We start from the raw sequence: 15,493 nt of genomic DNA, 5'->3' as shown, positions 1-15,493 counted from the left end.
GATGAATCCATTAACCGATTCGTTGAGGAAAGATTTCCTATTACGCTCGTTCGTCGTTTTAGGGAATGACGCCGTATTCTAATCGTTGCTGACTCTAAAGGAGTGGCGGCGGTGTGATTGCTAACAGCCCCCGACTCCGTCATCCTCGAGAAGGAGGAACGACTGAGTCGGGGATCTGCTTATCCAAACGGATTCGGCTTTATCTGAACTGACTCTGCTCAAATTCGACTAAACCCGCTTAATCCAGTTAAGCAATAACCTTGTACTGCTTTTCCATCTCACTCACGCCAAGGCCTGAATGTTTCGTCACTTTAAGTTGCACGGGCACACGCTCTTTCAGTGCTTCAACGTGGCTGATTACGCCAATCATCTTGCCGGACGCATTCAAGTTATCGAGCGCGTTAAGTGCAATATCCAATGTATCGCTGTCTAGCGTGCCAAAACCTTCATCCAAGAACAGTGAATCAATACTGGTTTTGTGGCTCACAAGATCAGATAGCGCGAGTGCCAATGCCAAACTCACTAGGAAGCTTTCACCACCTGACAAGGTCTTGGTATCACGCATCACATCGCCCTGCCATGTATCCAACACTTGCAGTTCTAACCCATCATCGGCTTTACGTTTTAACTCGTAACGACCGTGTAGACGTTGCAATTGCTTGTTGGCCAAGTACACCAAGTTCTCTAACGTTAACCCTTGAGCAAACTTACGGAACTTGTCGCCATTTCTAGAGCCAATCAACGAATTAAGACGTGAGATGTCGTCAAACTCAAGTTGTTGTACTTCGATCTGTTTGAACAAGTCTTGTTGATTGCTGCGGTTTTGGCGATCCGTTTCCAAGTTCGCAGAAATCGCACCAATTTTCGTCGCATGACTTTGCTGTGCATTGGAACAGTCAGTCACGGCTTGTTCTACTTCTTGTAGTGGAAGCTGTTGCCAAGCTTCCGCTTTATCATGACCTTTAAGTTCGACTAGATTCGCTTTGGCTGAATTCAAACGAGCTTGAGCACTAACCATCGCCTCTTCCAGCGTTTTCTTGAGACTTTGCAGTTGCACTGTCACGGCTTCATCCAACAGTGCCGACTCAAACTCATCTTCGGTAGCAAATGGACTTGTCGTTAATGCTTGTCTCCAAAGCGATGTCACTTCAGTCAGAGCGGTCTGTTTAGCCGTTAGCTCGTCACTGTAAGATGTGTGTTTCGTCTGCTCAGTTCGGTTGTCGAGTTCACAACGGTTAAACGCCGTTTGAGCGGCATCGTGTGCGCTGACGGCATCCATCACTTTTTGTTTCATGATGTTAGTTGCGACTTGAATGTCTTGTGTACCAAACAGCTGCGTTCTAGATTCGGTCACTACCGTCAGCTCTTTCGACAGCGACTCAACCTCTTGATTCGCCACCGTGATGTCTTTCGCTAAGGCTTCTAGTTTGTCATCGAATGCTTTCAGCTCAGCATGTTGGCTAATCAACTGCTTATCTAACTCATCATGCTGCTGTTTTGTGGTGAGCCACGTATTAGAAGCTTCAAGCTTTTGAGCAAACCAAGCATCGATATGCGTTAACTCAGGCGCTTCAATTGATGTTTGAATAATGCTTTCTCTAAGCCCTTGCCACTCGGATTCTTTCGCTTGTGCGCATTTAGCAGCTTGATCAATCAATGTGTTCGTTTGTGTAGAAAGATCTGCGAGTCGTTGTTCTGCGAGTACAAGATTAGATAGAGCCTTCTCGACAACCATCGCGGTTGCTGCGCGCTGCTTCTCTGCGTCAAGGTAGGCATTTTTTGCATCAGCCATATTGCGCAGGAGTACGATCGTGTTGTTAAGCTGCTGCTCACAAGCATCAACGAACGACTGCACAACATCGCTATTACCTAAACCTTCTACATTTGGCATATAGATATTGAGTGGGTAATTCTGAGCCAATAACGTTACATTGCTTTGCTCTAGCTTCGCAACAAGGTTTGCCCAATTCACTTTGGCTTGTTCGATATCGGCTTGAGCACGCTGAATTTCATCGTTGAGGCCATTGATGATAGGCACTAATGAATCCAATTGTTGACGATGCTCTGTGCCGTCTTTCTGAATAACAGCTAACTCTTGCTCTTCTCGCTCTTTTTGTGAAACGAGATCAGCGATATCCTGAGATTGTTCAATAGTATGCTCGGTTGAACCGCACAGCGGGCATTCTGAATTTGGCTTCAACGCCGCTCGATACTTCGCTAATTCACCCTCTTGGTCAATTAGGCGAGTTAAACGCTCTAACGATGTCTTATTATTCTGATAACGTTCCACCAGCACTTCACGCTCTTTTATGAGCCTTTCGCTAAGTTGTGTATTAGTCTGCAATTCGACAGATTTAGACGTTATACGCTGAGTCGCCTGAACAAAGCCGCGATTAATATCCACCAGAGTATTGGTATTACGGCTCCAATGCTCAAGCACCTCTTTTTGTGCATTAAGGGTATGTTCATTGGCTTTTTGCTGCAAAGCGTCCCATTGCTGTTTAGCTTGGTTCTCTGCTGAGACTAACTCTGTGAGTGCTTTGTCTTGAGCCAATTTAGAGTCTTTCGCTGCCTGTAACGCTGCTTGCTGAGTGGCCAGCGTGCGCTGTGAAGCTTGAACACTACTTAAAAGTTCCGTGTGTTGACGCTCAAGATCTCGAACCTGAGTCACCTTGATTTGCCATTGACCCAAATACTTCTCAAGCAAGCTATCAGCTTGGTTAGCCGCTAAATATTGTGCCGCGATCTTTTCTTGCTGCTTAATGGATTCAACCGTTTGATTCAAAGAAACTTGTAGCTGACTTTTCTCAACCTGTTGTTGATTAAGCGTATTTACCGTTTTAGAACCCGCTACTTGCTTGTCTTTCAACATCGCAATTTGGTTATCTAACGGTCGAACCTGCTCAATGATCTTCTCTTGATCTTGCTGCTCTTGTTTAGCGACCTCAACCGACTTGATGTGGTTATTGACACTCTCTTGTGCCGCTTTTTTTTCTGTATCTCGCTCAGCTAAACGCTTGGTACTGCTTTCAAGGTTAGCTTGAGTCGTCACAACTTCTTGCCCACAACGCTTTAAATCTTTATGAAGCGGACGCAGTTTTTCAGCAGGCTCGCTATTAGCCAAACGATCTAACGATGGTTGGTTTTCAGCAAGGTTTTCTTGCGCCGTTTTTAAGTCATGATTGCTTGCCGTAATAACCTGTTCGGCTTTACCGACGTCTTTCCACCAGCCTAAATGCGCGTTCCATTCAGTAAGTTGTTCAGTCAAACGTCTCTGTTCAGACTCTAGATGGCCATGTTCTTTGGTCAGCTCTTGAATCTGATCTTCAGAGAGTAAGCTCACGCCCTCAGCCTTAGCTTTTAGGTGGTTGAGTGATTCTTCGCTCGATTTGAAGTGGTCGTAGATACGCTCTGAAATCAGGCTATAAATTTCGGTACCCGTAAGCTCTTCCAATAACTCGGCACGGTCGTTAGCGTTGGCATTCAAGAAAGCAGCAAACTCACCTTGCGACAACATGATAGATTTAGTAAATCGTGAAAAGTCCAAACCGGTCACGGTCTCAACCATCTTAATTTTCTTAGTGAGCTGCGTTTCTAATACAGCATCACTATCAGCATCCGCAAATTCACAGGTTGGTGTCTGCAGCGCACCGTCGTGTTTTCCGCGCGCTCTCTTATGATGAAAATTAGAACGGTAAGTTTTACCCTTCACTTCAAATGCAATCTCAGCGAAACACTCACCGGTACCGCGCGTCATTAGCTCGTTGGTGCCTTTAGCGATACTTTTCAAACGCGGTGTTCGGTGGAACAGTGCCAAACAAATCGCATCAAGAATCGTTGTCTTACCCGCACCCGTTGGGCCGGTGATCGCAAACAGACCATTTTCTGCAAACGGTGACTGAGTAAAGTCGAGCTTCCAACGACCTTTCAGAGAGTTCAGGTTTTCAAATTCTAGGCTTAAAATCTTCATACTCGTTACTCACCAGTCCCTTTGGGCTCTTCTATTTCTTCTTGGCTATCCGCACCGTAAGAGACTTCTTCCATCACTTGCTTGAACTTGATAGTCATTCGTTCTAAACGTGCTTTTTCAGAATCCGTTTCAAACTCTTCTAAAGCAATACGTTTTTCAAACACATCCATCGGAGTTAACTCAGATAAAGTTTCAGCAGACTCTTGCTCTAACCCTTGATTACGTCGCTCTCTCGCCCTTCTCAATTGAAGCACTTCGACATTCAAACCTTCCGTTAGCGCTCGCATGCGCTCTTGCAAATCAGACAAGTAATCCTGAGCTTGAACTTCTATCGACAGCCATACGCTTTGCCCTTCTTCCACACCAATGTATTGGTTTAATTGAGACTCGATTTCGTTCAAATCGCCTTTGATTTCAGCAAGGGGTTGGAATGTTGGGACAGCCAGCTGTGAAATGGTGCGTTCGCTTTCGACAAACTCAACCACACAGACCTGCTTTTGAGATTTAAGCTCATCAAAACTGAGCGGAATGGGTGAACCGCAATAACGAATGTATTCACGTTTCGCGACAACTTGTGGCCGATGGATATGACCAAGGGCAATATAGTCCGCATTAGGGAAACCATCAGCAGCAAAACCATCTAAATTACCAACGTAGATATCACGTACAGAATCAGACTGCTTAACGCCCATTGCGGTTAAGTGACCCGTTGCGATGATTGGCATATTGTCGCTATTTTCAAACGTCGCACGCTTTGCAACAGCGGCGTCATAAACACTTTGATAATGCTGTTTAATCGCGTCACCTAATTGCTTTTGACGCTCAACACCAGTAACGCCGGCTTGGCTGGTCAATACATCGCGAGGGCGAATAAACGGAATCGCACACACCAACGCTTCTACATCGCCAGTTTTACCTTTGAGTTCGACAACCTGAGTCGCGTATTCTTCATTGGTATTGGGAATCACGTCGGCACCCATGTACTTCAGTAATTGCTGAGTTTCTTTGAGCACAGATACTGAATCATGATTGCCGCCCAATAACACTAATTGGCAACCGATCTTATTCGAGTCGACGACAAACTTGTTATACATTTCACGAGCATAACTTGGTGGCGTACTGGTATCGAAAATATCGCCAGCAACAATTATCGCGTCGATGTTGTGATCAGTAACTTGCTCAAGTAACCATTGTAAGAACCGTTCGTGTTCGTTCTTACGGCTTTTATTGTAGAAGTTTTGGCCAAGGTGCCAATCGGACGTGTGAAGGATCTTCATTGTTGCTCACTGGAAGTCGGTAATAGCTTTAATTTACCAAAATACCGATCAACTACCAAATGAGTTAGCATTATTTCCCCGTTTATAAGCTTGTGAAAAACAACTAATTTCGGGCCTTCGAGGATTCGTGCTCAACGTGCCATCAATCGGAACTTGTTATATAAAAAAACCGCTCAAAGTTAGAGCGGTTTTGATGTGTAAATCTAGCTAAGTTGAAACTTAAAGATTGGGGCGATTTAACTGAAGTAAGTCCCACTTGTTGCCGTAGAGGTCTTGGAACACAACCACAGTGCCGTATTCTTCCACTCGCGGCTCTTCGTTGAATACAACGCCATTGGCTTTCATCAACTCATAGTCACGCCAAAAGTCATTGGTCTGTAGAAACAGAAAAACACGGCCGCCGGTTTGGTTACCCACTGACTGTTTCTGTTCTTCATTACTCGCTTGAGCCAATAATAGGTTGGTGCCGTTTGAATTCGGAGGAGATACCTGTACCCAACGTTTCCCACTACCTAGATTGGTGTCTTCGATCAAAGTGAATTGAAGCTTCTTGGTATAGAACTCGATCGCGTCATCATAGTTATCCACGACGAGCGCGATATTTCCGATTTGCTGTTGGATTGGTTCAGACATCTGTATTTCTCGATTTAGACAAAAATAGGATTCTACACACTATGGTTATATTTACGAATCTATTGCCCCATAATTTACAAACCCAAACCCCATAAAAAAGCCCACGTTATCGCTCGACAACATGGGCTATTTCTAGAATTCAAATACTAAGCAATTAGAAGTTGTACGAAGCACCCAGTGTTACTGTGCTGAACGCCACATCTCTGCTGCTCAGACGCACTTTATTGCCATTAACATAAGCGAAATTTTCAATGTTTACGGCGTCTGCTTGCGAGATCAGGCGAAGTGTTAGATTTTCTACTGGCGTGTATTCAACACCAACACCAAAGTGGAAACCTGCGCCTGAATCATCACCGTAAAATGCACCTTTGCTTGAATTTAGATCGACATAGCTCAAACCCGCTAACACAAACGGACGAATTGAGTTATCGAAGGTGTAACCGACATTAGCGGCAACAGACAGAGACGTTGGTGAAAGTAGTTTAGTGCCAAACTTTTCGTAGTCAGCATAATCCGTGTAGCCTAGTTCAATACCAACGATACGGTTAAACTGGTAACCACCGTAAAGGCTGTATCCCATGCTTTCTGCGTCTAAATTGCCACCGCCATCCGTGTCTGAATCTTGATATACGCCAAGGCCAGCACCAATGTATGGACCGCCTTCAATACCAGCAGCAAAAGTAGGAAGTGAAACCAAGCCGACTAGGCCCAATAGAAATGTTGATTTAAGCATGAAAATACCCTTTTTAATTTGTCCTGTAGTAGCGTTGGCCAACCGGAAATCGTTATCCGACACTATTCCAAATGTTGCGCTACCGTTTAAAATACAATAAACAAGCAACTCCTAATGAATAATAAAACACTGTTCATTTACGGAGTGAATAGGAAGTTATCACAACATTTTACGTTCATCAAATGAACAATTGACGACATTCAATAAGTCTTAATTATGAGACTAGGTATTTTAATCAAGTACAAAATGGATAAATCAGTTGCGGAAAAACCGTAAAACTCATGATGACAATCAACCTAACCCGTTAATTTAAAATATCTTATTTTGCTCTATTTCAACTCTCTATATATCGAGTTCTCTTTCGTTAACCTAGCTCCTGATATTAAAAAACTCACACTATCGTCAAATAGAGTGAGTTTATTTTTTATCTAATTTTATTTAGAGCGCTATGCTATTAAAATATATTTCAAGTTATGACTATATATTACTAACGAGCTTCTGCTAGGCTTGCCAAGTAATTGTTCGTTAAATAAAAGCCACTAAACTTCTCGATAAAATCCTCAGGAACGGTTTTGTCGGTCAATCCAGATTCAATCAGCGCCGCTTGCCACTTCTGTACTTTCGGGAAGCCTTCGAGCATATCAAAGCCTGACCCCTCTTTAATTACTGACGCACGGTGCAACAGTGGTAACCAAGCGATGTCGACATTAGAGATATAATCCCCTTTAAAGAATTCTGTATTGCCTAACTTGTTTTCGGCTTTTAGGAAGGCTTTTTGAAGGTTCGTTAAACGTGTTTCAAAAGTCTCTTTGTCTTTACTTCCCATTGTGCCGCATTGTGGCATGTAATGTTTGCTCGCCTGATAAGACCAAGCACGGTCTAATGCTTTCTGCTCAGCAGTTACTTCTTCAATAGGTGAATATTTATCATCTAGGTATTCGACAATCGCGTCAGATTCAAATAACACAGTATCGTTTTCTGTTACTAACACTGGCACTTGACCGTTTGGCGAAATATCTAAGAACCACTGTGGCTTGTCATTAAGTTCAATATATTCAATTTCAAACGGCACATTCTTCATTACGAGAGAACCCATAACACGTTGAACAAATGGGCAATTTTTAAAGCTAATCAATTTAATCATTTTCGACTCCGAATTAGGTTATTAATTTCTGTTTACACCCTTAAGACGAACGCCAGATTCAAAAGACGAAAATTAATTCGTTATTTGTAGAAATAATTAATTACTGAAGTAACTAAAGGTAGTCACTTTAGGTAGTAAGTTTGAATACCTAAATACGGGTGGCTAAGCGATCAGAGATATCGCAATTGACGCCATGATCACTCCAACGACAAACTCCAACACCTTCCAGGCTCGTGGGTTCTTAAACAATGGCCCCAAGAATCGTGCCCCATAACCAAGCGAAAAGAAGAACACAAACGAAGCCGACACAGCCCCTGCGCCAAACAACATTTGATTAGGTTGATATTGCGTTGAAATGGAACCCAACAGGACAACTGTATCCAAATAAACATGTGGGTTTAACCAAGTGAACGCCAAACACATAGCAATCGCTTTAGTTAACGAGTCTTTGGTTTCGACACTTGCTTCTAGAGCGTGATGTTCCGTGAATGCCGACCGAAAACTTAAGAAAGAGTACACACCTAAAAAGATCGCTCCACCAAAACGAGCAAATTGTTCTATTTGCGGGAACTGTTTAACGATCGCACCAAAGCCTGTCACACCGAAACTGATCAACAGCGCATCCGAAATAGCACACACGGTACAAATAGCCAGAACGTGTTGATTCTTAAGGCCTTGCTTTAAGACAAATGCATTTTGAGAACCAATCGCAAGAATCAGCGAAAGCCCCAGAGAGAAACCAGCAAAATAAGTCGTCATAGAATGTACTTCGAATCGGTTAGAATAATCATAAGTTACTATAAAACAGCGTAATTTTTCATAAAATTTACAATATGATCACATGCGCGTTACACAGCACAAAACCAAAATCTTTAATTTGCAACCGAATGCATATGAGGACTACTTTCTGTTTTCGATTTTAGGAATGTAATCAAAGGAAGAAACATGATTAAAAAGCTGTGTTCAACACTGATAATTTGGGCAATAGCCAGCCAAGCACTCGCAACATCACTTTACTATATAAACCGCACCGACAAACCCATATTAATAAACTTTTCGATAGACTCCAGTGAACCCGTAAGTAACGGTTACCAATACAGGTTGACTGAAAATGACTTAGTTATTTGGCCTTATCAAAAAGCTAAAGTAGCTGATTTTAATCGATATTATGGGCTTGTTAATGGCGCAACGTATGACTACTTCCTAACAATTTCACGATTAACAAACGAAGGTTCTTGGGAACCTAAGCCGCAAGAACCTGTAAGTCAACTTAGGTTAGTTGGTCACGGTTCAGGCTCAACGTTGTCTTATGGGTATAAAGATCAAGGGATGATGACCGACTACAACCCATATATTCTTCATCGATATAACCAAGATGGATATCACTCTGAGTTCGGTGTTAAGGCTATATACACGTCAGGCTTTGACGACGTTGAATTTGTAGTCTCAGAACATACGATCAATGATTTTGATCAAGACCCAAATACCTTGAACGTTGGGTCATATAACCTATGGATGCTCCCCGGCGTATCATCAAACATTACAAGTCGTGCAAGTGTCTTGGATCACACTCTCTCCGGATATGACGTACTCACACTTCAAGAAGCTTTTTCTTCAGACCGAGAGATCCTATTCAACGCTCTAGCAGAGGAATATGCATTTAGAACAGAGGTCGTAGGAGGTGGCACTAGTGCGATGTACGACGGAGGCGTGGTCACTTTTAGTCGCCATCCAATTATTGAAACCGACAGTATAGTTTTTGAACACTGCTCCGGAACTGATTGTTACGCAGATAAAGGCGTCGTCTATACCAAAGTCGACAAAGATGGTGAGATATACCATATATTCAACACTCACCTAGCATCATTTAATACGCCAGCAGCCAAACGTCTAAGACGCCTACAGCTAGGACTGATGCGAACCTTTATGCTGACTAAAGGCATACCTTCCAACGAAGCGGTTATCTATGCTGGAGACTTCAATATCGATAAAAATAGCGACTTCGTGGAATACCTTTTAATGCTAGCTACGTTGGATGTTGATCCTCCAGAATTCAGAGGCTACACCAATGCAACCTTTGACCCGACGATTAACCCGTATGCTGCTTATAAGTATTCAGGTGGTGCTGATGTAGAGTATCTGGATTACGTTTTTGTTAGCAGAATGCATAAACGAGCAACAAGTAATACTAATGCGGTCAAGCTTCATCAAAGGTTGAGCTCTGACACTTGGGGAAGTTGGCACCTTTCAGACCATTTTGCCATCAACGGAAACTTTGAATTTAGCTCTCACGAAGACTAAGCTCCTTGATCTTGGCTCTTTCAAAAGCACTTCAATGCTGAGTGAGAGCCAAAACCACCCCTGCAATTAACAAACTAATCAATTGATTTTAAACATCTTTAATTCCAATATTTATTTTATAAATATTGATTTTATTAATAGAATTTAGCTCAAACTTTGAGAGTTAAAAATCGATCACAGTGAGATCTTCCTACCATTTCATTGACCAAGCGAATGATACAAGTCTGATTGCATATTACCTTTTAACTGCGTTTTGAGCGGGCATTTCCCTCTCACAAAACTGACTTACTGCGTGTTTTTTACACTTATTTTCAAAGGAGTCAGCTCTAGTCGCACAACTATTTAGTCGCACAATGATAAGGATGCACCACAGATGAATCACGGACAAAGACTTACCACAATAGCCCTCGCTATTATGGCTTCGACCCACGTATCAGCAACGACTCTGAATGAGATTAGCCCAGAGCCACAACCCGCCAACTCTCCTTTTATTCAAGATGTAAAAGGCACAATTGTTGAGGATTACTCACGAGAAACCATTCAACCTTCATTCTTCTCTATGAGAATGATGAGTAACGCAGATGAACAACGCGGTGATTGGTTTAACTTAACGGCAAGCTACACAAGAATTCAGGGTGTGGGTTCTGATGTGGTATACGACTACTTGATGCCCCCTCTTCAACCACAACCAGTCATCGTTGCCGTTCTTGATTCAGGTGTCGACGTTGAACACGAAGACCTCAAAAACAAACTTTGGACCAATGAAGACGAGATCCCAAACAACGGGATTGACGATGATGGCAATGGTTACATTGACGATGTCCACGGCTGGAACTTTTTGGGTAACTCGTTAGGCATTAACGTTGACCAAGACACGTTAGAAGTCACTAGAGAATACAAAAAGTACCTTGAGTTAAAAGAGAACGGACATTGGATTCCGCGTAAGAAACGTAAGTACTATCAAGGTGTTGAATCCGATTACTTGTCGTCTCTAAAAGATGACCAAGATGCGTTGAATCGCGTAACAACAGCAACTGACCAAGCCAATGAATACAAAGAAGAGATTCTTAAATTCGTCGATCAAAAAGACTTTTCTACTAACGGTCTGAAAACACTGTTAGATAGTGAGAATGCTAGCGTCGTTACAGCAGCTGAAGGGCTTTTGAGTGTGTTTGATTCATGGTACTCCTTTGAATACCTGGAATCTCGTCGTAGCCGCTATCAAGACTCTCTAGATTTTCACCTTAACCTAGACCTCGATACGCGTGGCGACATTGTTTGGGATGACATTTCTAACCCTTGGGAAAAAGGCTACGGCAACAACGATGTAAAAGGCCCTGTCGGTTCGCACGGTACACACGTCGCTGGAATCATCGCAGCTGAACGCGGCAATTTTATTGGTATTGATGGTGTAGCGGATCATGCTCAGATCATGGCGGTACGTATGGTGCCAAATGGCGATGAGCGAGACAAAGACATTGCTAACGCAGTGCGCTACGCCGTCGATAATGGTGCTAAGGTCATTAACATGAGCTTCGGCAAAAGCTACTCGCCACGTAAGTACATCGTCGACCACGCGTTCCGCTATGCAGCGCGTAAAGGCGTGTTGATCGTTCACTCTGCGGGAAACAGCCGTAACGATAACGACATCAAACCAAGCTTTCCAAACCGCTACGCGAAGCACTACCGTTCAAAGCCTATTTCAACATGGTTAGATGTGGGTGCATCAGCAAAATATGCCGACGAAACGTTAGTGGCAAGCTTCAGTAACTTCGGTCAGAAATCGGTTGATGTGTTTGCACCTGGGTACCGTATTTTATCAACCACTCCGGGAAACACGTACGGTTCGAAAAGTGGCACAAGTATGGCTGCACCTGTTGTTTCCGGTGTCGCGGCATTGGTTTGGTCTCGCTACCCTGACCTATCCGTCAAAGAGCTCAAGGCAATGTTGATGGGTGAATCGAAAATCTACCCAGAGCTGTTAGTTAAAAAGCCTTCTAGCCCTGAAGATTTGGTTCCGTTCAACACACTTTCTATCTCAGGAAGTGTTGTGGATGCTGAAGCAATTTTCGCAGAGCTAGAAACTCGCTAACGTTTTCAATTTATCTATTGATTCATAAAGAAAAAAGGTTGCTCAGAGCAACCTTTTTGTTTTTCACAACAGCAAAATAGAAGTACAAGTCGTCGAGATACACCCCACCTCGTCATTCCCTACAGTAAGGAACAAACGTGATAAGGAACCTCACTTTGCGCTAAGAGATTCCAGATACCTCGTCCCTCAGTTCTGGAATGACGCAAGGGAAATCACCTAAATGTTATGTTCGTCACTTCCGACCGCGAACTACAACCACGTCACTCTCTACGGGAAAATACACCCCTCCGTCATTCCCTACAGTGAGGAACGAACGTGATAGGGAATCTCTTATTGCGATGTAGTGACTTCTAACGTAGTTCGATACTCATAAACTGGCTGTAAGGATCTAGCTCATAATCAGCAAACGGTTCACAATAACCAAAGCCAAACTTCTCATATAAGTTACGGGCAGGTTTGAAGTACTCCTCAGAGCCTGTTTCTAAGCTGATTTGTCGATATTTACGAGCGTTTGCTGTATCCAAAACGTGTTGTAAAAGTTGACTAGCAACACCTAAGTTTCGAGCAAACTGAGACGTCCTCATTGACTTAAGCTCCGCGTGTTGAGTATCAAGCTCTTTGATGGCAACACATCCTAGTAATTGACTGTCTTTCCAAGCGCTGAAAAACGTTATCTCTGGCGACTTGAGTCCATCAAGATCAAGGGCATGTACGCTCTCAGGCGGAGACGTAGCATACATATCGGCAAGATGTTCTTCTAGCAACACGATAACTTCGCCGCCGGACAAATCGTCTATTTTAATGTCTATGACTTCCTTTGTTCCCATGACCACTGTGCTTTCCTTATCACTTCGTTTGATTGGGTAAAATTACTGATTAATAAAAAAGTTATAAATGCCAAACTGATTGATACTTAGATAGCATACTTTGCTGGTCTAGTCTCGTCGCAAAAGTGTTCCATTGCACTCTTGCGATCAAAGCGCCGAAGGAACCACACGTAGTTCAGTTCAGTTCAGTTCAGTTCAGTTCAGTTCAGTTCAGTTCAGTGAAAAAGTAGCAGGAACATATGAGTATTCAACTAGATTTAACCACCACAATGCCCTGTAAGAATTTCGATTCAACACAAGGCCATATGACGCTACAAGATCACCGAGTCGTTGATGTTGACAATAACATCGCCAAAATTTTTGGCTACACCACTCGAGAAGAACTGCTCGACAATATCGACTTTGTCTACGCTTTGGTACCTAACGGACACCAAAGCCTCGCAAAGAAGAGATACCTTGAAGCCATCAAATGCAAACTTAATAAAGGAAAAGTCTACACGGATATCCCGGTCAATGGCCGTAACATATCTGTGTTCTGCCTTTCACATGTTATCGAACTGAATAACCGACCCGCCTTACAAGTTACGCTCATTGATATCACACAAGTGGTCGAAGGCGAACGCAAGCGTAACGAGACTGACCGGATGTATCGAGAACTGCTCTGTACATCAAAACAGGGCATTTTGATTCATCGCAATTTCAAACCTTTAATGGTCAACCAAGCTTGGGTTGAACAACAAGGGGCGACCTCGATCGAACATGTTCTATCTATGGAGTCGGTTATTTCAATCGTTCCTGAAGAACAACGCCAATCGGCAATAAAACGTTGCCATAATATCCTTAACGGCAATCCACCTAGCTTTAGTTCTGTCGTCATCAATCAGTGCTTTGATGGGACAAAGAAGTACTTCAATCTCTATGACAACGTGATTAATTGGGAAGGTGAAGACGCAATTCAGGTCGTGCTTGAAGAAGTAACCGATAAAGTAGAGCTAGAGAGAGAACTGCTTTATCGTGCGATGCATGACGATCTAACCGATGTCTTTAATCGCCGCGCAATTTATGATTGGTTAAATAAGCCAGCTCATCACAACATGGAAATGTCTTGTTTATTGCTTGATATTGATGACTTCAAGTTAATTAACGATAAATTTGGGCACACCGTTGGTGATACTGTGATTAAACAGCTAGCAAACACCATCAAAACGCATGTCGCGGCCTTGAACGGCGTGATTGGTCGTTGGGGTGGAGAAGAGTTCATTGTCTTTATCCCTAATGCCAACCCCACACAAACCCAAGTTATTGGAGAGAGGATTTGCCACGACTTCAGTCAACACACATTCTATGGGTTTAACCGCCGACAGTTTACATCGAGCGTCAGTATAGGCATTACCAACCATTGTATTTGCCATTCGACGAGATCGATTAACACCTTAATTCGCGTAACGGACGATGCCCTTTATAACGCCAAAACTAACGGTAAAAATCAAGTGTCAGTTAATAGAGATGCGGTGTGTGTTGAAGCATTAGGATAACAGAATACCCCATGACGATTTTAAAGATTATAAATCCTAAAAACGCGTAAACAACAAAACGCTTTGACAACGAAAAGTCGGTATAAAAACCCATCGGTCATTGAATATTTAGTTGTGATTTCAACATTTCAGTATATGATGCGCCACCCCAATTTTTTCAGCTTATGCTGCAGGCAAACATGTCCGCCAACGCACTCTATACCGACCTATCTGGTTACTATGATTTAATGTGTGTCGATATTGACTACCAAGCGCAGAGTGACTGCGTTCGTAGGCTACATCAGATTTTTGGAAATAAAGGAAAAACTCACCTAGACCTTGGATGTGGTACAGGGCCACATGTTCGTCATTTTATTGATTACGGCTATCAAAGTAATGGCCTTGATCTGAATAAACCGATGCTCGATATTGCTCAAGTTCGTTGCCCTGAAGCCAACTTCTCCGTGCAAAACATGAGTAACTTTGAAGTCTCTGAGCCACTCGACTTGATCACCTGTTTCTTGTATTCAATCCATTACAACGATGGTCTAGAGAAACTAAAAGAGTGCATTGCAAGCGTGCACCGAGCCTTGAAACCCGAAGGTGTGTTCTGCTTCAACGTGGTCGACAAAGAGAAGATCAGCAATGACTTGTTTGTTCGACACACGGCCAACCAAGAACAAGATGATTTCACCTTTCGCTCAGGTTGGTATTACTCCGGTGAAGGTAGCAAGCAAGCATTGAAACTCAGCATTGAAAAGACAACTGCAGGTGAAACGCAAATTTGGAATGATGAACACCCTATGGTCGCGTTCTCGTTTAAAGAGTTGATTGAAATACTGAAGCCTTACTTCGAGGTTCATATCTTTGAACACGATTACGATAAGTTACTTCCATGGGATAACTTGTCAGGCAATGCTTTGATCGCTTGTGTAAAAAGCTAACACTTTTCTACACCTATGCTCACTCTAGTTACGAGCGCCCAAATCAAAAGAACCCACA

Annotated in this window: 11 protein-coding genes; 4 read left to right on the top strand and 7 right to left on the bottom strand. The window is 43.0% G+C overall.

Annotated elements, in window-relative coordinates; translation table 11 throughout:
• Window positions 1-247: 247 nt before the first annotated feature.
• The 6 genes from QWZ07_RS13220 to QWZ07_RS13195 form a co-directional block, all read right to left on the bottom strand.
• Window positions 248-3,970: an AAA family ATPase gene (locus QWZ07_RS13220; protein ID WP_192853550.1), complete on the bottom strand. Its 3,723-nt coding sequence runs from the start codon at window positions 3,968-3,970 to the stop codon at window positions 248-250.
• Between the two features lie 5 nt (window positions 3,971-3,975).
• A complete protein-coding gene (sbcD, locus tag QWZ07_RS13215; RefSeq protein ID WP_192853549.1) occupies window positions 3,976-5,247 on the bottom strand; it encodes an exonuclease subunit SbcD in 1,272 nt (423 codons plus the stop codon).
• A gap of 219 nt (window positions 5,248-5,466) precedes the next feature.
• Complete coding sequence (locus QWZ07_RS13210) at window positions 5,467-5,880, bottom strand: VOC family protein (protein ID WP_192853548.1); 414 nt, start codon at window positions 5,878-5,880, stop codon at window positions 5,467-5,469.
• 154 nt (window positions 5,881-6,034) lie between these two features.
• On the bottom strand, window positions 6,035-6,613 hold the full coding sequence (locus QWZ07_RS13205) for a porin family protein (protein ID WP_192853547.1): 579 nt from the start codon (window positions 6,611-6,613) through the stop codon (window positions 6,035-6,037).
• A 487-nt stretch (window positions 6,614-7,100) separates the two neighbouring features.
• A complete protein-coding gene (locus QWZ07_RS13200; RefSeq protein WP_192853546.1) occupies window positions 7,101-7,757 on the bottom strand; it encodes a glutathione S-transferase family protein in 657 nt (218 codons plus the stop codon).
• A 162-nt stretch (window positions 7,758-7,919) separates the two neighbouring features.
• Window positions 7,920-8,516, bottom strand: a complete 597-nt coding sequence (locus QWZ07_RS13195) for a LysE/ArgO family amino acid transporter (protein WP_192853545.1) — start codon at window positions 8,514-8,516, stop codon at window positions 7,920-7,922.
• Window positions 8,517-8,702: 186 nt separating this feature from the next.
• Between QWZ07_RS13195 and QWZ07_RS13190 the strand changes: the two genes are divergently transcribed.
• Both QWZ07_RS13190 and QWZ07_RS13185 read left to right on the top strand, forming a co-directional pair.
• Window positions 8,703-10,058: a sphingomyelin phosphodiesterase gene (locus QWZ07_RS13190; protein WP_192853544.1), complete on the top strand. Its 1,356-nt coding sequence runs from the start codon at window positions 8,703-8,705 to the stop codon at window positions 10,056-10,058.
• A gap of 373 nt (window positions 10,059-10,431) precedes the next feature.
• Window positions 10,432-12,150 (top strand): S8 family peptidase, encoded by a 1,719-nt coding sequence (locus tag QWZ07_RS13185; RefSeq protein WP_020477257.1) that lies wholly within the window; start codon window positions 10,432-10,434, stop codon window positions 12,148-12,150.
• Window positions 12,151-12,500: 350 nt separating this feature from the next.
• Here QWZ07_RS13185 and QWZ07_RS13180 read toward each other — a convergent pair whose 3' ends face one another.
• Window positions 12,501-12,977, bottom strand: a complete 477-nt coding sequence (locus QWZ07_RS13180) for a GNAT family N-acetyltransferase (RefSeq protein WP_225998493.1) — start codon at window positions 12,975-12,977, stop codon at window positions 12,501-12,503.
• Between the two features lie 239 nt (window positions 12,978-13,216).
• On the opposite strand from QWZ07_RS13180, the gene QWZ07_RS13175 reads away from it, so the two are divergent.
• On the top strand, window positions 13,217-14,512 hold the full coding sequence (locus QWZ07_RS13175) for a sensor domain-containing diguanylate cyclase (RefSeq protein WP_192853543.1): 1,296 nt from the start codon (window positions 13,217-13,219) through the stop codon (window positions 14,510-14,512).
• A 179-nt stretch (window positions 14,513-14,691) separates the two neighbouring features.
• Window positions 14,692-15,435, top strand: coding sequence for a class I SAM-dependent DNA methyltransferase (locus tag QWZ07_RS13170; protein WP_261890876.1), 744 nt, complete (start codon window positions 14,692-14,694; stop codon window positions 15,433-15,435).
• The last annotated feature ends 58 nt before the right edge of the window (window positions 15,436-15,493 follow it).

Source organism: Vibrio lentus (assembly GCF_030409755.1).
Lineage (GTDB): Bacteria > Pseudomonadota > Gammaproteobacteria > Enterobacterales > Vibrionaceae > Vibrio > Vibrio lentus.
The sequence above is the reverse complement of the archived record's forward strand: the minus strand, read 5'-3'. Positions and strand labels throughout refer to the sequence as shown.